Consider the following 20,042-nt stretch of genomic DNA (forward strand, 5'->3'; position numbering starts at 1 on the left):
TTCAAAGAGGATCCCCCCTTTCTGCATCGATAAATACACTTATTCTATTGTATGGAAGGGTTTGCAGACAGGTTCAGGGTGTTATCCCGTGTGGAGAAAGATGGTTATTTGTTGATTTTAATCAGGTGATGGTAAATGAGGAGATCAAATGAGTTCCTTGGTGTTTATGATGAAGGAAATGGATGGAGAGGAATATGCAGATGAAAGTGATCATTCCAGCGATTGCCTTGGGATTGACGGGAGGATCCAAATCTCTAGCAAATATTGCGAATGCATTAGTGTCTCGAGGCCATCAGGTCGAGGTCGTGGTGGTTAAGGGGATGCCTGTCCATTACCCATTACATGGTTGTAAGGTGACGGTTGTTCCTCAATTTAAGAAGGAATGGATACCCAAGGGCGATCTTATTCTTACTAACTTTTATAAGACGTTTAAACCCTGTTTCGAGGCATGGCCACGCCAATGCGTTCGATTATGTCAAGGATTTGAACCGGATTGGGTGCAGGATCGGAATTTTGCCTTGTGGACGTATCGTCGTGGGGTACCGACCATCAGCATTTCAAAGTGGCTAGATAATAAGCTGTTTCAGGCGACTCGGAAAAGAGGATTAGTGGTTCCTCTCGGAGTGAATCGTACGATATTTCATCCTCGACCGGGTGGTCAAAAAAAATCGGCCATCAAACGCATTTTGTATATTGCCCGGGAACCAAAAGGCTACCATATGAAAGGGTTTGGCGACTTTGCGCGGGCGATTCAGCTATTTTCACGCATGTACAAAGGCGAGTTTATTGTTGATCTCATTTGCCCAGAGCGACCGCTGCAAATCCGAGGTGTAAGATCCCATGTAATTGGTCCGCAAAGTCCTGCTCAAATGGCAAATTTATATCGTAGATCCGATTTATATGTTTCAAGTTCAAAAAGTGAAGGATTTGGGTTACCCGTGTTAGAAGCCATGGCTTGTGGTGTTCCTGTGGTAACGACCAATTCAGGGGGAGTCATGCAGTTTTGCCGTGCCAATCATAATGCGATCGTAACGCCACCTGAGCATGCCCGTGCCCTTGCAAAGGGGATGTTGACGGTGATGACTCGCCCCCAAAAAGCCTTCCAATTATCCAAAGCAGGATTAAAAACAGCATCCAAATATAGTGATGCACATTTTCGTCAGCGGATTGTTACTGTGTTGGAGCGGTTAGCAAAACGGTTATAAGAAACTACATTAATGCAAGACAGGAAAAGAGCAGATCCCATACGGGTTCTGCTCTTTTATCGATGAAGATCATGAAAGATTAGCTAGCTTCCATAAGCCCAGAGATTTGTCAATAAACCTTCCGTGCCCTTCGGTACACCTCTCATTAATCAGGGCCAGGGGTGGAGGGAAGTGGAAAGGGGCGAGTTGGAGATTAATAGGACGCCAATGATGTCCTGTGGCTTGATCGGAATTTTGTTTGCGTTGGGGGAAGGTTGTGGTTAGGAGATAACGAGCGTTGCTTTTCTTAAAATTGGTAAGGGCACGCTTGATATGGACAAAGGAGAAATGAACGAAGCAGTCACGGCAAAAAATGAGGTCGACACGGGGGATGCGATTTCGCGTGATATCAAGAAGACGAAAGGAGCAATCTCGTGTGGTATAGCGTTGCTGATTTTGTCGAATCAGGCCTGGGACGATGTCTCCACCGATATAGTGGGGAACGTGAGAGGCGACTTCTTTCATCCAGTGAAAATCACCACAAGGGGCATCTAGCATGGAGTGAATATGGTACTGGCGGAGTATGCGCGGTAATAATCGAATAATGACACGTGTCTGGGCCAGGCTTGAACCGGTTCCCGATACGGAGTCGGGACCATTCCACCGATTCTTTTGGTAAATATCTGTAAAAATATCTTTCATGAGGGTAGGCACCTCTTTCATGAGGTCGAGCATGAGAGAAATTCAAGTTGTAATTATTCTATGGAAAGGTAGCGAATTGGTGTAGGGAACAGACTATCGGATACGACAAAAAAGAGACTATTAATCTATAATTCCACACTGGTTGATAATGTTTGCCCAATCATTTGGTAATATAATCCATATGATATAGTATCGCTAGATTGAAGGAGGTGAAAAAGTCCATGGGCAAATTTTTGGACATGCGAACCTCCCAAAATGCTAGTTTGACGGGGGGAATTACTGCCTCCCTTAGTACCCTCTCAACGTCTCCCAGCTTAATTGGTGTCATTGGTTTGCAAACGGGAAGTGTATCGCAACCTGTTGTTAAACTCGATGGGACCATGGGGGTTGCGGTAAATACTGTCAGTCCCTATACGGTAACGATCCTCTTCGCTCGGGGATCGACCTTCCCGACCAGTGGGACACGAATATATACAGCAGTCTATGGCATTCCAACCAGCGTAGCTATAACGAGTAATACGATCCTCAATCTCACAGCCGCAGACTTGTTAGCGCCGGCGGCTACGCAAACGGTATACACCATGCTTGCGTATGCATCAACGACGGCAACACGTAATGGCCCCGAATCCTTCCAAGGGATCGCGCAAAATGGTAGCTTACCAGCTGGTTCCTAACATTGAAAGAGTAGATAACACACAACATTTTTGTTGTGTGTTTTTTGTTGCTATGAAAATATGTGAAACTCCTATGAGATTGGTCCAAGCAAGGACAGCAAAATAGCATATCGTAAGATCAACCCTAGTCTCTAAAATGGGATTAGTTGTAACACGCATGTCAAAGATTGTTTCAAATGTTTGAGAGAGCATTCATATTAACGTGTTTAATAAAAGAGAAGGTGAAGAAAACATGGGTAAATTTTTAGATATGCGAACCTCACAAAATGCAAGTTTTACTGGGGGGATCAATGCGAGTCTGAGTACCTTATCGACATCCCCCAGCTTAATTGGAGTCATTGGTTTACAGACGGGAAGTGTATCCCAGCCCATTGTCAAACTGGATGGGACGATGGGGGTTGGGGTAAATATTCTCACTCCTTATACGGTAACCATCCTCTTCGCCCGGGGATCCACTTTTCCGACGAGTGGAACGCGAATTTATACAGCGGTATACGGAATACCGACAACCGTTGTAAACAATGTGGGTAACCCCTCAATCGGTGATATGATCCTGAATCTAACAGCGGCAGACTTATTAGCACCAGCGGCCACGCAAACGGTATACACGATGCTGGCTTATGCTTCAACGACAGCTACGCGTGTTGGACCCGAGTCCTTCCAAGGGATTGCACAAAATGGTAGCTTACCAGCAGGCTCCTAATGGACTACAAACACACAACGAGGTCGTTGTATAAAAAACTTCCCTTTCTATGAGATGGGTCCAAGCAAAGATCAGAGAATGACATATGGTAAAAGTAGATCGCTTCTCCAACAATGAGAGTGAGTTATTAATAATGTAGGATTGTTAATTCGATATAGATAGGGAGGTGAAGAAAGAAACCATGGGCAAATTTTTGGACATGCGAACCTCACAAAATGCAAGTTTTACCGGGGGAATCAGTGCTAGCTTAAGCACTTTTCCAACGTCCCCCAGCTTGATCGGTGTTATCGGTTTGCAAACGGGAAGTGTGTCGCAACCTGTTGTTAAACTCGATGGGACGATGGGGATTCAGGTAAATACCACCACGCCCTTTACCGTAACCATCCTCTTAGCAAGGGGATCCACCTTCCCGACGAGTGGTACGCGAATTTATACAGCGGCATATGGAATTCCCACTTTTGTCTCCATTGCACCAGGAGCCGTATTTAGTGATACAGTCCTGAATCTGACAGCCGCAGACTTGTTAGCGCCTGCAGCCACAGAAACGGTATATACGATGTTAGCCTATGCTTCAACGACAGCCACGCGGGTTGGACCCGAATCCTTTCAAGGCATCGCGCAAAATGGTAGTCTACCAGCCGGTTCCTAGTCGTTGTAGAAGAGATCACACACAACGGGACGTTGTGTGTTTTTTGTTGTGATGAACCTATGTGTCTTGTCATAGCCAGTAGTCCATAAGGATCGCAGAGTGACATACGATAAGGTGTACCTTGGTTGTATGATACACACGACCCACTGTTGTTTGGTTTTTACTCTATGAGAATATTCAATTTTTAATGAGAGTCGTCCAAGCCAAAGATCGAAAATTGACATAATATATGATCACAACATTTTCAAAAATAGAATGATCGTATCTCAATAAATAAGAATGATTACCCATATGTAGATAAGGAGGTGAAAAAGTCCATGGGCAAGTTTTTGGACATGCGCACCTCGCAAAATGCAAGTTTGACTGGGGGTATCAATGCGAGCCTCAGTACCTCTTCCACCTCCCCCAGCTTAATTGGTGTCATTGGTTTACAGACGGGTAGTGTATCGCAACCCGTTGTCAAACTCGATGGAACTATGGGGGTTGGGCTCAATGTCAACACTCCCTATACGGTAACCATCCTCTTCGCCCGGGGATCCACGTTCCCGACAAGTGGAACGCGAATTTATACAGCGGTATATGGTATTCCAACTACCACCGGTGATCAGGATGTTCAACCCTTAATCGGTGATATGATTCTGAATCTCACAGCCGCAGACTTGTTAGCGCCAGCAGCCACGCAAACGGTATACACGATGCTGGCTTATGCCTCAACGACAGCCACACGGGTTGGGCCCGAGTCCTTCCAAGGGATCGCGCAAAATGGAAGTCTACCAGCAGGCTCCTAATCGTTATTGAAGGGAACGCACACAACGAAGGGTTGTGTGTTTTTTGTTGATGAACATATGTAGCTGTCATAGCGGGTAGGCCACAACGATCAAAGAGTTAAGAGTGATATACGATAAGGTGAAACCTTGGTTGTAGGCCAAACTTGGTAAGGGTTTGTCCAAGCAATTAGCGGATGATTTCATATCATATTGTATAACTAGAAAAGGAGGTGAAGAAAATATGGGCAAATTTTTGGACATGCGGACCTCGCAAAATGCAAGTTTGACCGGGGGTATCACGGCAAGTCTGAGTACCTTCTCGACATCCCCTAGCTTAATTGGTGTCATTGGTTTACAAACAGGGAGTGTATCGCAACCCGTTGTTAAACTGGATGGAACCATGGGGGTTGGGGTCAATACCCTCACTCCCTATACGGTAACGATTCTTTTCGCCAGGGGATCCACTTTCCCGACAAGTGGAACGCGGATTTATACAGCGGTATATGGTATCCCAACTACTACCACCTTAATTAATGGTGCAGCCGCAATCGGCGATATGATTCTGAATCTCACAGCCGCAGACTTGTTAGCGCCAGCAGCCACGCAAACGGTATACACGATGCTGGCCTATGCCTCAACGACAGCTACGCGTGTCGGACCCGAGTCCTTTCAAGGGATCGCACAAAATGGTAGTCTACCAGCAGGCTCTTAAATTACACAAAGAAAACATACAACCCACAACCCATCGTTGTGTGGTTTTTGTTATGGGAACATTTTACTTTATTATCAGGGTCGTCCAAGCCAAAGATCGAAAAATGACATATTATATGATACTACGTCTTCAAAAATAGAGAGTGAGTCTTTAATCCACTTGAATAGTTGGATTTCAATAAAGGTGATATGTAGAAAAGGAGGTGAAAAAGTCCATGGGCAAGTTTTTGGACATGCGCACCTCGCAAAATGCAAGTTTGACTGGGGGTATCAATGCGAGCCTCAGTACCTTCTCGACCTCCCCCAGCTTAATCGGCGTCATTGGTTTGCAAACCGGAAGTGTATCCCAACCCGTTGTTAAACTGGATGGAACGATGGGGGTTGGGGTCAATACCCTCACTCCCTATACGGTAACGATTCTTTTCGCTCGGGGATCCACGTTCCCGACGAGTGGAACGCGGATTTATACAGCGGTATATGGCATCCCAACTACCACCTTAATTAATGGTGCAGCCGCAATCGGCGATATGATTCTGAATCTGACAGCCGCAGACTTGTTAGCGCCAGCAGCCACGCAAACGGTATACACGATGCTGGCTTATGCCTCAACGACAGCCACACGGGTTGGGCCCGAGTCCTTTCAAGGGATCGCGCAAAATGGAAGTCTACCAGCAGGCTCCTAATCGTTATTGAAGGGAACGCACACAACGAAGGGTTGTGTGTTTTTTGTTGATGAACATATGTAGCTGTCATAGCGGGTAGTCCACAACGATCGAAGAGTTATGAGTGATATACGATAAGGTGTACCTTGGTTGTATGCCAAACATGGTAAGGGTTTGTCCAAGCAATTAGCGGATGATTTCATATCATATTGTATGACTAGAAAAGGAGGTGAAGAAGTCCATGGGCAAATTTTTGGACATGCGAACCTCGCAAAATGCAAGTTTGACTGGAGGTATCAATGCGAGCCTCAGTACCTTCTCGACCTCCCCCAGCTTAATCGGCGTCATTGGTTTGCAAACCGGAAGTGTATCGCAACCCGTTGTTAAACTGGATGGAACCATGGGGGTTGGGGTCAATACCCTCACTCCCTATACGGTAACGATTCTCTTCGCTCGGGGATCCACGTTCCCGACGAGTGGAACGCGGATTTATACAGCGGTATATGGCATCCCAACTACCTTTCTTGGAGTCGATGGTCCCCAGATCGGCGATATGATTCTGAATCTCACAGCCGCAGACTTGTTAGCACCAGCGGCTACGCAAACGATATACACGATGCTGGCCTATGCTTCAACGACAGCCACACGGGTTGGACCTGAGTCCTTTCAAGGGATCGCACAAAATGGTAGTCTACCAGCCGGTTCCTAATCGTTGTAGAAGAGATCACACACAACAGGACGTTGTGTGTATTTTTGTTGGGATGAACACATGTATCTTGTCATAGCCAGTAATCCGCAACGATCGCAGAGTGACATACGATAAGGTGCACCATGGGTGTATACCGAAATTGGTAAGGGTTTGTCCAAGCGAATTAGCAAATTAATCCATATCGTATTGTATGACTAGAAAAGGAGGTGAAGAAGTTCGTGGGCAAATTTTTGGACATGCGCACCTCGCAAAATGCAAGTTTGACTGGGGGTATCACGGCAAGTCTGAGTACCTTCTCGACATCCCCTAGCTTAATCGGAGTCATCGGCTTGCAAACGGGAAGTGTATCGCAACCCGTTGTCAAGCTAGATGGAACGATGGAGGTTGGGGTCAATACCCTCACTCCCTATACGGTAACGATTCTCTTCGCTCGGGGATCCACTTTCCCGACGAGTGGAACGCGGATTTATACAGCGGTATATGGCATCCCAACTTCCACCATTGGCCCCGATGGTGTTTCCCCCACGATCGGTGATATGATTCTGAATCTCACAGCGGCAGACTTATTAGCACCGGCAGCCACGCAAACGATATACACGATGCTGGCCTATGCCTCAACAACCGCCACTCGGGTTGGGCCGGAGTCCTTTCAAGGGATCGCGCAAAATGGTAGCTTACCAGCCGGTTCTTAAATTTACAGAATGAAAAGCACACACCGATTGGTTGTGTGTTTTTTGGTGCTATGAAAATATGCGGCTTTCCTATGTGAGAGGTCCAGGCAAAGGTAAAGGATGGACATACCGTATGATAACACCACTCTTTGAAATTGAAAGATTGGTTTGATGTAAAGGAGGTACACTATGATTTCCATTAGTTTATGTATGATTGTGAAAAACGAAGAAAAAACCCTAGACCGATGCCTCGCTTCTATTTTCGATATCGTGGATGAAATTAATATCATTGATACAGGATCGACGGATGCCACGAAGGAAATTGCTCGTCGATATACAACACGTATCTTTGATTTTACATGGATTGATCATTTTGCTGCAGCACGCAATTTCTCCTTTAGTAAAGCGACGAAGGAATACATCCTATGGCTGGATGCAGATGATTTCTTTAAAGAGAAGGATCGTGAGAAATTTCGCGAGTTGAAGAAAACCTTGGATTCATCCGTTGATCAAGTGTCGATGTATTATCATTTGCACTATGATGACGAGGGAAATGTATTTAGCCGTATTCGACGGGAGCGATTGGTAAAGCGTGCCCGTAATTATCGTTGGCATGACCCTGTTCACGAGTATTTAGAGATTCATGGAAAGATCATGGATAGTGACATTGCCGTCCATCACGGTAAATTGCAGTTTAATAAGGCACGCAACCTCGCCATCTATGAACATCGGTTGGCTAAGGGAGAAACTTTCTCGCCACGGGATCTATATAATTATGGGAATGAATTGATGGAAAATAATCGGCTAGAAGAAGCGTTGGTACAGTATGAAAAATATTTTGCTGCGGATAGCCCCTATACAGAGGATAATGTTTCGGCATGTGGCTATGCGGCACACTGTTGTCATTTGTTGGGGAGAGGCGAGGAGGAACGACAATATCTATTAAAATCCTTTGATTACGATGCCCCACGAGTGGAGTTTTGTTGTCGGCTAGGCTTTTGGTATCATGCCCACAACAAATTGGAAAAGGCAATCAGTTGGTATAATCATGCCACGCAAATCAAACACCTTCATGATTGGGGGATGATTAATGAAGCGGCTCATACCTGGTTACCCCATCTTCAATTAACTGTGATCTATGGGGCACTGGGTCAGATCGAAAAGGCATATCATCACAATGAGATTGTTCGCTCCTATAAACCTAACGATCACGAAGTATTAAACAATAAGAAAAAGTTAGAATTTTATTTGGAAAAGGGGATTACTGTGGCTACCCGCCCGGAAACGGGAGGGGGGAAGGTGTGACCATTACTAGCATTATCATTCCTGTACAAAATCAACTATCCTATACCAAACAGTGCATTGAGAGTATCCGAGCCTATACAAAAGAGGGTACTTATGAATTGATCGTGATCGATAATGGATCAGAGGATGTTACGATGCAGTGGTTGCAGGCACAACAGGATCTGATCCTTATTCGAAATCATGAGAACAAAGGATTTCCCAAGGCATGCAATCAAGGGATTCATGCGGCGAAGGGGGAGCGTATCCTCTTTCTTAACAACGATACAGTGGTGACCTCTCGATGGTTGGAGCAATTAGTCTGTTCCCTTGAAAGTGCCCCAAATATTGGAGCAGTTGGTCCTGTCACCAATCATGCTTCCTACGGAACGGCCATATCGGTTCCCTATAACGATATAAAGGGGTTACCTGCCTTTGCTGATCAGTATAATCGCTCGGATCCAACCCGATGGGAAGAGCGTGCAAAATTGATCGGCTATTGTCTCCTCACCCGCCGTGAGGTCCTTAAGGAAGTGGGAGAATTCGATGAGCGATTCACCCCAGGCAATTTTGAAGATGATGATTGGTGTTTCCGGGCACGCCTTCTGGGTTATCGATTGATCCTATGTCAGGATACGTTTATCCATCATCATGGAAGTGTCTCATTTGGTAGGGAAGAACAGCGATTTGCCGAGTTATTGGAAAAGAATCGTCAGGTTTTTGAGCAGAAATGGGGAGTGGATCCTTCTATCCTCTTTCATGTAAAAACAGAGTCGCTGGATTGGTTGAACTTGACTGGTAAAGGCGAACAACGGGTGTTGGATCTGAGGTGTGGCTCTGGTGCTACCCTTTTAACCATCAAACACCATCTTCCATCAGTTAGCTGTTTCGGGGTTGAACCTCATCGTGACGCAGCCAAAGCGGCGACTCATGTGGGAAATGTGATGAACCAGGAAGTTGATGCGCCCATTCCTTGGCCGAAGGAATATTTTGATACGATTCTCCTTGGGGATTCCCTTGGTCATGTGGAAAATCCAGCAGAATGGCTACAACGGATGAAGCATCACTTAAAAAGAGGAGGGATTATGGCAGCGACGCTACCTAATCTATGTCATTATGGCGTGCTATCTCAGTTGCTTCAAGGGTTGTGGGTAGAGGGGCCTCGTCATCGATTTACGCTACAATCTCTTCATACGCTTTTTCAATCCCAAGGTCTTGAGAAAGTAATGATTCGGGGACTTACTCTACCGCAGTCCTCTGAAGAAGAGGAGCAATGGATAGATAGGCTGGCTACTTTAACCTCACCGGCGATGAAGGAGCAATACCTTTGTTTTCAGTATCAAGTACGTGCAGTACGAGAAGAGGCAGCTTATGTGCGGCATTTGAAATTTCTCATTCGACGAATAGAAAACCATTTGGATGAAGAGGCGAGCCTTCAAGAAGTCCTTCGCCAAGTAACTAGTCAAGGAATTTCAATCCAAGAAGTGATTGCGATCATCCATATGGACATGATTGATAAAGTTGAAATGTTGCATCGAATTGCTCAAGGTTGCTATGAACAAGGGATGATGGATGAAGCGATTTCCTTAATGGAAAACGCCGAAAGCCTAGCCCCCGATCATTCGGACACACTCTATAACTTAGCGCTGCTATGGCAACAACGTCATCAACCAACGAAAGCACTTGCTTACCTAGAGAGAATCAAGAAGATGGATGAATCGACACAACAGTTGATGGCTCGTGTACGAAAGGCGGTCACTGATGAATCCCTATAAGGTTTGTTTTATTTGGTGTGTGAATGATGAAGATTGGTTTCGTGAGTCGGAACGTTACGTGGATGCCCTCACTGTTCCTGAGGGGTATCGTATTGAAAAACAGTGGATAAAGGGAGCAAAGGGGTTAGCATCGGGTTACAATCAAGGGATGATGAAATCGGATGCGAAGTACAAGGTGTATCTGCATCAAGATGTCCTTATTATTCATCGCAATTTTTTGGTGGATATGGTTTCCCTCTTTCAAAAGAATCAAGAAGTCGGCATGCTTGGGATGGTGGGCGTTACTCGTCTTCCTTGTAATGGTATATGGTGGGAGGGGGAGCGCCCTGTGGGTAAAGTTTATGATAGCCATACAGGACGAATGGAGCTTCTTTCCTTTGGAGGGGACACCGAGGTTCATACTAAGGTAGAAGCAGTGGATGGTTTGTTGATGGCAACGCAATATGATCGGCCTTGGAGGGAGGATTTATTTTCTGGTTGGCATTTCTATGATCTTTCCCAAGGAAAAGAATTTATTCGAGCGGGGTATGAGGTGATGGTTCCCTATCAGCAAAAACCCTGGTGTATCCATGACTGTGGTGTTGTGAATGTACAAAATGGATTTGAGGAAGCGAGGCAACAATTTGTAAATACGTATTTGGATAAGGGATATGAATAGCTCTAGCACTTTTAATATGAGCATAGTAAAGAAGGATCCCTATCCTGTTTTCAGGGATAGGGATCCTTCTCATTATCACGTGTGACTCACCGGTTGTTTTGAAAATGTTTATGTTCTCCATTTTCATTTTCTTCAACTGTCTCTTCTTCATCAAGGGTTTCTTCCGTTTCGATTGACTGGCTCACCAATAAACGGCTGACACTGCGCTGTTCGATTTCTTGTACTTTAAAGGTAAATTGTTTATAAGGAACAATGTTACCCACCTCAGGGACCTCGTTTAATTGGGAGAAGACCCATCCCCCAATCGTATCATTATCAGGATCTTCAATTGTACAGCCAAAGTAATCATTTACTTCTTCAATTAACAAGCGCGCATCAATGGATGTTTCATTGCCTTGCTTTTGGAAAAAGGGGCGCTCATCATCAAATTCATCTTGAATCTCGCCAAAAATTTCTTCAATGATATCCTCAGTCGTCACCAGTCCAGCAGTTCCTCCGTATTCATCGACAACAATTGCGACTTCGGAGCGGTTTTGTTGTAGTACACGTAGGACGTCTTTTAATTCCATTGTTTCAGGAACCATGACGGAGGGACGGGTTAATTCTTTTAAATCAGGCGTTTCCCCGCTGAGTAATTTTTCATAAACATGACGAATGTGTACGATTCCTACAATATCATCTTTGTCCTCACGACAGAGAGGAAATCGGGTATGGCGTGCTTCCCGAATGGTTGTAAGGTTTTCTTCCAGTGAATCATCTGCATATAAGCAAACCATGTCCACACGAGGAACCATGACTTCACGAGCGACGCGATCCGCAAATTCAAAGATGTTATCAAACAAGGAAAGTTCCGTTTCATCGATGTGTCCACTTTTTTGACTTTGAGCCATCAACATCCGAATTTCTTCTTCGGTATGTCCTTGTATATGATCCGGGTCTAATTCAACGCCCGCCCATTTCAAGGCCTTATTCGCTGAGCTATTCAACACAAAAATGAATGGGTAAAAAATCTGGTAAAACCAGTTCAATGGAGCAGCTACCCACAAGGTGGTTTTTTCAGCTTGCCGTATGGCTAAGGACTTTGGAGCCATTTCTCCCAAAACAATATGAAGAAATGTAATAAGGACGAAAGCAATTGTTAATGACAAGGTAGAGACGAGCAAGTCGGGTATATTAGGCGATATTAAATGAAGCGTTGGGATGACAATCATATGGGCAATGGCAGGTTCCCCTACCCACCCGAGGCCAAGGGAGGCTAGGGTTATTCCTAACTGTGTTGCGGAAAGGTAGGCATCCATCTTGTTAATGAGCTTTTCAGCTATTTTGGCTCGACGATGTCCTTCTTCGCGCAGTTGTGCGATCCGAGTCGCACGGACCTTGACGATGGCAAACTCCGACGCAACGAAGAAGCCATTAAGAAAAACGAGGAAGAACACAAGGAATAGATTCCATGCGATCTCGATAATACTTCCCAAGCGAACAACGACCTCCTGAAGTCAGTTTACTTCGTGCGATTAGCCTGCACGAAACTAGGCGAAATTAATTACAGATACTCACAAGCTTATCAGAAAGCCTATAAACTGTATAGATGAGCATAGGTGATGCCATACACCCTTTATACTATTCCCTGATTCACTTAACCAAAAAACCTCTTCTGAAAAAAGAAGAGGTTACTGGATATAGTGAAGGAATGTGGTGGCTAATCCGAAATAGATCGATAATGAGATCACATCATTGATGGTGGTGATGAGAGGTCCTGATGCGACGGTCGGATCCACATTCAGTCCATGCAATAAGATAGGAATGAATGTACCGCCCAGCGTACCAAGGATTAAGGTAATGAGTAGTGACCCTGCGACAATTAAACCGAGAATCCAATCACCTTCTAAAACGGTGACCAATCCAAAGATAAAGATGCTACAAACCATTCCAATAATAATGCCGACGATTCCTTCTTGGCGAAGGATCTGAAAGTATCGATCCCGGGTCAACTGACCAGTGGAGAATCCACGGATGACCAGGGCGAGGGATTGCGTGCCGGTGTTTCCAGTCATACCGGAAATTAAGGGCATGAAGGTAGCCAGGACAGCGACTTTTTTTATAGTTCCTTGAAAAAAACCAAGGAGGTTGGCTGTCAACATCCCAATACAAAGAAGGAGAAGCAGCCATGGAATTCGACGCCGTGCAGAAGAAAAGGGGTTAGTTAATACATCCATTTCAGTTTGTCCTACGGCGGAAAGTTTTGCGATATCTTCTTGTGCTTCTTCAATTAAAACATCAACAACGTCATCAATCGTGATAATCCCGAGCAGTCGGCCTTCATCATCCACTACGGGAATCGCTAGAAAGTCGTATCGTTCCATAATTTTTGCAACTTCTTCTTGGTCCATATCTGCGGGAACTGAAATAATCCGTTCATACATAATATCCGTAATGGCTGTTTGGGGTTGTGCAATCAGTAGTTCGCGGAGAGAGACGACACCAATTACCCGGTCATCCGCATCGATCACATAAATATAATAGACGGTTTCGGCAGTGGGTGCTTCTCTGCGTAAGTAGAGGATGGTCTCTTCGACCGTGTAGTAATCGTAGACACTGACATACTCCAAGGTCATCTTTCCGCCAGCGGTATCATCGGGATAATGAAGCAAAGCGCGAACTTTGTCCGCCTCATCCCGCTCCATTCCACGGAGTAGATCTTGTACATTGGACTCGTCCATCTCACCCATCAGGTCGGCAACTTCATCGGAGGACATCCGATTAAGGACTTTGGATGTTTTTTCTGCGCCTACATTCGCTAATACTTCTTGCTGTTCATCGGCTTCAAGTTCTTCAAGCAACTCTGCGATTTCCTCGGCATTCAACAATTGAAGGAAATGATGACGGTAGATCCCCTTCAGTTTGAAAAAGATTTGGCCGAGATCGTAGGGTTGTAGCTCTTCGATCAAGGGGCGAAGATAACGACGTTCACGCTTTTGAAGGGCTAACTTGATGGTATCTAAATCAATTGCGTGTTCATGTTGCCGTTCATCCATATCAGTCATCGCGTGTTTCCTCCTCTCTACAGGGGTTCGAAATCTTCATCATCATAACAGATCAAAAGGGCTTTGCAAACGGAGAAGCTGGTGAATGAATGCGTTACTGTCCCTTTTTATTAAGGATCTGATCAAGGCCTTTGTGTGGACAATTAATTACCTGCTCTTCTTGCCCATATACTTGAAGAAGGATACAAAATGGGAGGGATAATCATGGTTTATTATTCCCCAGGTTTTGGCCAACCAACAAGTCATTGGTCATTTCCAAGCCAACCCGGGATGGGTGTGGTGTCACCTGAAGGAGATGGGTCGTATTTGCCAACCACTTCTTCAAAGACCCCTGATCAACGCTCCCTCAAAGGAGGCTGGCCCCCTCCCATGGTCTCGGGGGGGAAAGTCTCCTACACAAATGCGTACCCTGATTCATACCCCTACTCCTATGCTCCTGGGTGGCTTCCCCCTGACTGGAATCCGTGGGCAGGACGCAAGCCGACTCAGGAGCCAAAACACCCAAGACAAACATTCGCACCCGGGTTTCCCAGGCAATCCCCCAAGTATTCTCAACCCGTTCAAATGCCGCAGTTTCCAACTCATTGGCCGGTAGGAGCTCCTTCGTATTTTGGCCCAGCACCCATACCAAATCCAGGGCTTCCTTATCATCCTCATCCACTCCCTTTTTCACCTCAGCAAATGTATCCACTCCAACGCCCCCTATTTGCACCTGATCCATTGCCTGGCCCAGGCCCTGCTCCAGCACCCGGCCCAGGACCTGCTCCTGGGTTGCCTTCTCAACCGAGACCGACCCCGACTCCGAGACCGGGCTCATCGAGAACGGTTCAAATACCCATTAAAAAAGCAGAACCCATTTGGGAATCACCTGAGTCACCCGAATCTCCCTGGTTTTTTGTACCTGAGGAGGAAGAGTCTTCAGCAACTAAACCGTAGGGAATTGAGACTCATCATATCCAGTGTTCTGGGAAAGCTATCAGATGCCAAATGGCATGGAAAGGGGTGAGGTGGATGCGAATCGAAGAAGAGACCCGTCGTGACCCAGAGATTACGACGCCTCGTGAACCCCTAACGACAGCTCCGGAACAACCGGAACGTGGGGCAGATCCCAATGAGCGTCGGCGAAGAGAGAAGGATGATGAACGAAGGCATCTAGCGTAATGCGCAGGGCTCAGTCAAATTGACTCTTTGAAATAAAAAGGTCCCGTGAAGCGCTAGGCTTCGCGGGACCTTTTTATGTGAACGACAACCTACCCGCCTTAAAAATTGGGTTGGCCTTTCGATGACTGCTTTTTGATGTGATATTCAATATCCATGTCATCATCGATTCGCGGGACAGCAATGACTTGGGTTGGGTGGGTAATTACTTGAGTGACCATCCCATCTGAGCTGGGTGTAATCTCTTGGGCGTAGACATGAACTTTGCCGTCTTTCTCAATGACATTATCAATGTTAATTCGATAACCGCTTGTGCGGCGTTCACCCAGGCCGATAATCAGATAGGTTTGATCGTGATAATTGACTCGCACTTCTCCTCCCTTTTTGGAGGAGCGCATATCGGTTAATTTGGCTTTCACATTTTCGGGAAGGGATTTCCCGGCTTCAACTTGCTTTGTTAACACTTTCCCTTGTACATCATCATCTCTAGGGGGCATGCCATCTTTTTTTGAAGGTGCTTCAGCCATCGCGCCTTTGTCAATATGTGCGGTGTATTCAAGGTCATCTTTAGCGGTCTTCACGGAGATGACAGTCATCGGGGATGTAATGGCTTGGGTGTTTAAGGAACCTTTCTTTGGGGGAACTTCCTCGGCATTTACACGGATGTGATCCCCTGATTGTGTGACTTCCTTCACTTTAATCGTCCATCCACCCGTATTTTTTTTACCAGCGGTGAGAAAGAGATAGGTTCGACCTTCATCCATGACTTTTGCTTGGATCCCTTTTTCTTCTTTCGATGTCTTGGCTTTCGCCCATTGGTCTTTTACCTTATCGGGCAACTTATCAAGAGACTCTTGTTGAAAGGGGACAGTGTGTTCGTCCTTCGCGTGATGAGCTTCTCCTGCTTTACTTTCTGGAGAAAGATAGGAACCTCCGCAACCCATTGTACCGAATAATAATGTGCAGCCTAACATCACTGAAATCACCTTCCGTTTTCGCATCCTTATTGCCTCCTGTCTGATTCTTTGTCTTTTAGACGGGAGATCTTGCTGAAAAGTTGCAAAAAATTTTCGGGGTAGATTTTTTGCAACAGACAGGTGCTAGTGGATCTTCGTTATGTTTTCCCTCATTTTTAGAAAAGCTAACCGAAAAGGAGGGAATTTGGGTGGAGATTGATCCGCATCGACCTTTAATTGTACAGAATGATCGGACGGTATGGGTAGAGGTTGACCATCCGGACTATGATCAAGTACGAGAAGGGTTGTCTTTCTTTGCAGAGTTAGTAAAGAGCCCAGAGTATCTTCATACGTATCGGATCACGCCACTTTCGCTATGGAATGTGGCGGCAGTGGGTTGGCAAGTAGATGAGATTCTTTCCTTTTTGCAGAAGTATAGCAAGTTTCCTTTATCCCCTGCCTTTTGTAAGGAGATTGAAGCTTGTTTTTCACGGTTTGGACGGATTCGAATCATCCAAAAGGATCATCGATTGTTGTTAAAAGGTGACCAACAGGACATTTTAACCCTGACACAGTCGAAAAAATTGACAAGCTATCTTCAATGTGATTCGGATGGTCAATGGGTTGTTGCACCAGAAGCACGTGGTATGTTGAAAAAAGAGTTGATTCATTTAGGGTGGCCCGTTTGGGATCAAGCTGGTTTTAGTGAAGGAGAGGCCCTTTCCCTTCGTTTGTGTACGAAAACGCGGTCGGGTGAATCCTTTGCTTTACGAGACTATCAACAAAAAGCAATTGAGGCCTATTGTATGGGAGATCAAGATGGGCATGGCGTTCTTGTTTTACCTTGTGGTGCAGGGAAAACTGTTATTGGCTTGGGTGTGATGGAGAGGGTAGGGCGGGCTACGTTAATTCTTACTCCCCATACTACGTCGGTTCGACAATGGGTGCGTGAGCTTTTGGACAAGACGACCCTACGGAAAGACCAGATTGGAGAATACTCTGGGGAGAAGAAAGTGGTAAAGACTGTGACAGTAGCTACCTATCAGATTCTCACCCACCGAGACAAACAGGGCGAATTTATTCACATGGATTTATTTAATCGCCGGGATTGGGGGCTTATTGTCTATGATGAAGTCCACCTATTACCTGCTCCTGTGTTTCGGGCGACAGCGGATCTACAAGCGAAGCGGCGTCTTGGTTTAACTGCAACGTTGATTAGAGAAGATGGACGAGAGAAAGAAGTTTTTAGCTTAATTGGCCCAAAACGAGTCGATATTCCATGGAAAGAACTAGAGGAAAAGGACTTTTTAGCAGAGGCCAATTGTACTGAAATTCGAACCCCATTATCCCATGAGGATCGAATGATTTATGCGGATGCAGCCAAAAAACATAAATATCGGATCGCTGCTGAAAATCCTGCTAAAGAGGCCCTTGTACAAAGAATTCTTATTCACCATCAAGGAGAGCGAGTGCTGGTGATTGGTCAATATTTGCGGCAGTTAAAAAGCTTGGCTACACGATTACAGCTTCCATTGATAACCGGACAGACGTGTCAGGAGGAACGAGAAACGTTCTTTCAAGCATTTCGACAGGGTGAAATTCCTGTGCTGATTGTATCCAAAATCGCTAATTTTGGCATTGACCTTCCTGATGCAAATGTCGCCATCCAACTATCGGGTACTTTTGGTTCGAGGCAGGAAGAAGCACAACGTTTGGGACGCATCTTGCGACCGAAAAATGGAAACAATCAAGCCTATTTTTATCATCTGGTTAGCTCCGATACCGTGGATCAAGAATATGCTCTTCATCGACAACGATTTCTGGTGGAGCAAGGCTATCCTTATCAAGTGATTGAGGAAGAACAGTGGAGGCGGATATCATGGAACGTTTAATGGGATGTTTAACTTCCTTATCTCCTCAAGTACGTGCTTGCATTGCAAAAGAACATGGATGGAAAGAGGAAGAAACCCAGGACCCAACAACCATGGCAGCGCGGATCGTAGAAGCAATCACCGATGTCGCCAAAGGGAATCGGGTAGAGGCGAGAATGTTACGGCGGGTGATTTTTCGCGGTGGCAATCGCCTATTTTCGATAAGGGATGAGATGATTACAGGAGAAGATTCTTCTCTTCAGATGAGTATGGGGTGGATCGGTCTTCAAAGAAAAGGGTTTCTGTATTCTTTTCGTAAGCCATGGGGAGAGGTACTACTTTGGTGTCCACATGAGATTCGTGAGGCTTGTTTATCAGTATGGTTCCCTCATCTTCCCTCAGCTCGACAAGGAGTGTCCTTGAATGAGGTATATCCGATTGGTGGTTTTTGGAATGATGTCTTTCAATGTTTATGTATGGTAGATCGGGAGCCCGTTCCCCTCACAGCCAATGGAAAAATGAAGCAGTCATTTCTTCGGAAGGTGATTGCCGAAATGGATTTAGATGATAGTGGTCTCGAAGAATCTCCATGGGGATCGGATAAGTTTCCTCGGCTTTCTCTCCTTCTCTCCTATGCAAAGAAGGAAGGGTGGTTAACCGATTCCGATGGACGACTTCGATTAATAGAAGATAAGGCAAGAGAATGGATCGGTTATTCCTGGGAGGAGCGGTTACAGAGGATGTATTCCTTTGTACAGCAAGAACTTCTCCATAACCGTCCAGAGTGGGATAGTTTATGGTACTGGATGGAGCGTCATGGTCAAGGTGCAACGCTCCTTAAAGATACTTTTTTAGCATGGAAATCCGTGTCAGGGTCGACCTCACGGTTAGAGGAGTGGGAGAGCAAATGGCTCCGGCCTTTACAATCATTAGGTTGGATAGAGATGGGGCAAGAGGGAGGCGAAGATTGGTGGAAATGGGCTGACTGGTCACCTTCCGTATCGAGAGGACTTCCACAACTATCCGCTTATGTAAAACCTGACTTTGAAGTGTTGGTTCCCGTGTTTTCTGCAGCCACTGAACGCAGGGCATTGGCACAATTTGCAGATTATATGGGGGGAGAACAATTCTATGCCCATTATGAATTAACTCCTTTTTCCATTCGTAGAGGATTGGAGAGGGGACTTTCTATAAATGAAATGGAACAAGTACTCTTCAAGATATCTGCATTTCCTCCCCCTGAAAATATCCTACATAGTTTACGGCTATGGAGAGAGCAACACTCCCGCGTACGTATTGGAACAGAGGTCATTCTCCAAGTTGCAAGCTCCCAATTCGCTGATGAATTGATGCAAGATTCGATGCTGTCCAATCATATACGTGAGAGGGTAGGACCTATGGCGTTCTTGCTCCATCCTGATGATTTGTCTGTGATCCGAGAACGCTTGGAGGCGCGAGGAACGCCAGCGCTAGAAATCGGTGAAAGGCCTAGAGATGGCACTGATATCAAAGGGAGTGAGCATGACGCTCTGGAGGGTTATGGGGAGCTGACGATCGAAAATCGCATTCCAGCGTGGAAAGAAGCCGTTCCAGGTGTTGAACAACTTCCTCGCATGTGGACGTCGGCCCCACGCAATTATCATCCGACGATGCGTCGGGAGTTACTGGAGAAGTCAGCACAGATGGGGTTGCCTATAAAATGGTTGGATAAGGAGAAGCAAACACATCAGTTTGTCACGAAACGTTTGTACCATACCAAGGGAGGGTGGTTGGCTGAAGGGAAAGATGAGCAGAGGCAAGTTAGCCAATCGATTCCATTGGAGGCGATGGAACAAATTCAAGTGATTTTGCCCTGGGAAGAATAAAA

The 20,042-nt window shown here is 45.7% G+C and carries 20 protein-coding genes; 15 read left to right on the top strand and 5 right to left on the bottom strand.

The window, feature by feature from the left end:
• Nucleotides 1-182: 182 nt before the first annotated feature.
• Nucleotides 183-1,205, top strand: a complete 1,023-nt coding sequence (locus tag CHX35_RS08615; protein ID WP_091836593.1) for a glycosyltransferase family 4 protein — start codon at nt 183-185, stop codon at nt 1,203-1,205.
• Between the two features lie 69 nt (nt 1,206-1,274).
• Here CHX35_RS08615 and CHX35_RS08620 read toward each other — a convergent pair whose 3' ends face one another.
• The gene (locus CHX35_RS08620; protein ID WP_091836595.1) at nt 1,275-1,886 is read right to left on the bottom strand and encodes a class I SAM-dependent methyltransferase; all 612 of its coding nucleotides are present in this window, start codon (nt 1,884-1,886) and stop codon (nt 1,275-1,277) included.
• A gap of 221 nt (nt 1,887-2,107) precedes the next feature.
• Between CHX35_RS08620 and CHX35_RS08625 the strand changes: the two genes are divergently transcribed.
• From CHX35_RS08625 to CHX35_RS08675, 11 genes are all read left to right on the top strand, one after another.
• Nucleotides 2,108-2,560, top strand: a complete 453-nt coding sequence (locus CHX35_RS08625; RefSeq protein WP_091836597.1) for a hypothetical protein — start codon at nt 2,108-2,110, stop codon at nt 2,558-2,560.
• A gap of 232 nt (nt 2,561-2,792) precedes the next feature.
• Nucleotides 2,793-3,263: a hypothetical protein gene (locus CHX35_RS08630; protein WP_091836599.1), complete on the top strand. Its 471-nt coding sequence runs from the start codon at nt 2,793-2,795 to the stop codon at nt 3,261-3,263.
• A gap of 181 nt (nt 3,264-3,444) precedes the next feature.
• Nucleotides 3,445-3,912 (top strand): hypothetical protein, encoded by a 468-nt coding sequence (locus tag CHX35_RS08635; RefSeq protein ID WP_091836602.1) that lies wholly within the window; start codon nt 3,445-3,447, stop codon nt 3,910-3,912.
• 317 nt (nt 3,913-4,229) lie between these two features.
• Complete coding sequence (locus tag CHX35_RS08640) at nt 4,230-4,700, top strand: hypothetical protein (RefSeq protein ID WP_091836603.1); 471 nt, start codon at nt 4,230-4,232, stop codon at nt 4,698-4,700.
• A 220-nt stretch (nt 4,701-4,920) separates the two neighbouring features.
• Nucleotides 4,921-5,391, top strand: coding sequence for a hypothetical protein (locus CHX35_RS08645; RefSeq protein ID WP_091836605.1), 471 nt, complete (start codon nt 4,921-4,923; stop codon nt 5,389-5,391).
• A 214-nt stretch (nt 5,392-5,605) separates the two neighbouring features.
• Entirely contained in the window at nt 5,606-6,073 is a 468-nt protein-coding gene (locus CHX35_RS08650; RefSeq protein WP_091836607.1) for a hypothetical protein, read from the top strand.
• 220 nt (nt 6,074-6,293) lie between these two features.
• Complete coding sequence (locus CHX35_RS08655; protein ID WP_091836609.1) at nt 6,294-6,761, top strand: hypothetical protein; 468 nt, start codon at nt 6,294-6,296, stop codon at nt 6,759-6,761.
• A gap of 218 nt (nt 6,762-6,979) precedes the next feature.
• Nucleotides 6,980-7,453: a hypothetical protein gene (locus CHX35_RS08660; protein ID WP_091836610.1), complete on the top strand. Its 474-nt coding sequence runs from the start codon at nt 6,980-6,982 to the stop codon at nt 7,451-7,453.
• A 168-nt stretch (nt 7,454-7,621) separates the two neighbouring features.
• Nucleotides 7,622-8,737, top strand: a complete 1,116-nt coding sequence (locus tag CHX35_RS08665) for a glycosyltransferase family 2 protein (protein ID WP_091836612.1) — start codon at nt 7,622-7,624, stop codon at nt 8,735-8,737.
• Nucleotides 8,734-10,488, top strand: a complete 1,755-nt coding sequence (locus CHX35_RS08670; RefSeq protein WP_091836614.1) for a glycosyltransferase — start codon at nt 8,734-8,736, stop codon at nt 10,486-10,488. The genes CHX35_RS08665 and CHX35_RS08670 overlap by 4 nt, the downstream gene beginning before the upstream one ends.
• Nucleotides 10,475-11,146: a glycosyltransferase family protein gene (locus tag CHX35_RS08675; RefSeq protein ID WP_091836616.1), complete on the top strand. Its 672-nt coding sequence runs from the start codon at nt 10,475-10,477 to the stop codon at nt 11,144-11,146. The genes CHX35_RS08670 and CHX35_RS08675 overlap by 14 nt, the downstream gene beginning before the upstream one ends.
• An 86-nt stretch (nt 11,147-11,232) precedes the next feature.
• On the opposite strand, the gene CHX35_RS08680 is transcribed toward CHX35_RS08675, so the two are convergent.
• The 3 genes from CHX35_RS08680 to CHX35_RS17515 all read right to left on the bottom strand — a co-directional run bounded on the left by CHX35_RS08680 (nt 11,233) and on the right by CHX35_RS17515 (nt 15,007).
• Entirely contained in the window at nt 11,233-12,621 is a 1,389-nt protein-coding gene (locus CHX35_RS08680; RefSeq protein ID WP_091836617.1) for a hemolysin family protein, read from the bottom strand.
• Between the two features lie 195 nt (nt 12,622-12,816).
• Complete coding sequence (gene mgtE / locus CHX35_RS08685) at nt 12,817-14,190, bottom strand: magnesium transporter (protein WP_091836619.1); 1,374 nt, start codon at nt 14,188-14,190, stop codon at nt 12,817-12,819.
• Nucleotides 14,191-14,536: 346 nt separating this feature from the next.
• Complete coding sequence (locus CHX35_RS17515; protein ID WP_176391986.1) at nt 14,537-15,007, bottom strand: hypothetical protein; 471 nt, start codon at nt 15,005-15,007, stop codon at nt 14,537-14,539.
• 194 nt (nt 15,008-15,201) lie between these two features.
• On the opposite strand from CHX35_RS17515, the gene CHX35_RS17520 reads away from it, so the two are divergent.
• Nucleotides 15,202-15,351 carry a hypothetical protein gene (locus CHX35_RS17520; protein ID WP_176391987.1) on the top strand — a complete coding sequence of 50 codons (150 nt, stop codon included), beginning with the start codon at nt 15,202-15,204 and terminating at the stop codon, nt 15,349-15,351.
• A gap of 98 nt (nt 15,352-15,449) precedes the next feature.
• On the opposite strand, the gene CHX35_RS08695 is transcribed toward CHX35_RS17520, so the two are convergent.
• Nucleotides 15,450-16,349, bottom strand: coding sequence for a protease complex subunit PrcB family protein (locus tag CHX35_RS08695; RefSeq protein WP_091836623.1), 900 nt, complete (start codon nt 16,347-16,349; stop codon nt 15,450-15,452).
• A 164-nt stretch (nt 16,350-16,513) separates the two neighbouring features.
• Between CHX35_RS08695 and CHX35_RS08700 the strand changes: the two genes are divergently transcribed.
• On the top strand, nt 16,514-18,196 hold the full coding sequence (locus tag CHX35_RS08700) for a DNA repair helicase XPB (protein ID WP_245838709.1): 1,683 nt from the start codon (nt 16,514-16,516) through the stop codon (nt 18,194-18,196).
• Nucleotides 18,184-20,040, top strand: coding sequence for a helicase-associated domain-containing protein (locus CHX35_RS08705; RefSeq protein WP_091836625.1), 1,857 nt, complete (start codon nt 18,184-18,186; stop codon nt 20,038-20,040). The genes CHX35_RS08700 and CHX35_RS08705 overlap by 13 nt, the downstream gene beginning before the upstream one ends.
• Nucleotides 20,041-20,042: the final 2 nt, after the last annotated feature.

Origin of the sequence: Marininema halotolerans (assembly GCF_900116235.1) — a bacterium.
Classification (GTDB): Bacteria; Bacillota; Bacilli; order Thermoactinomycetales; family DSM-45169; genus Marininema; species Marininema halotolerans.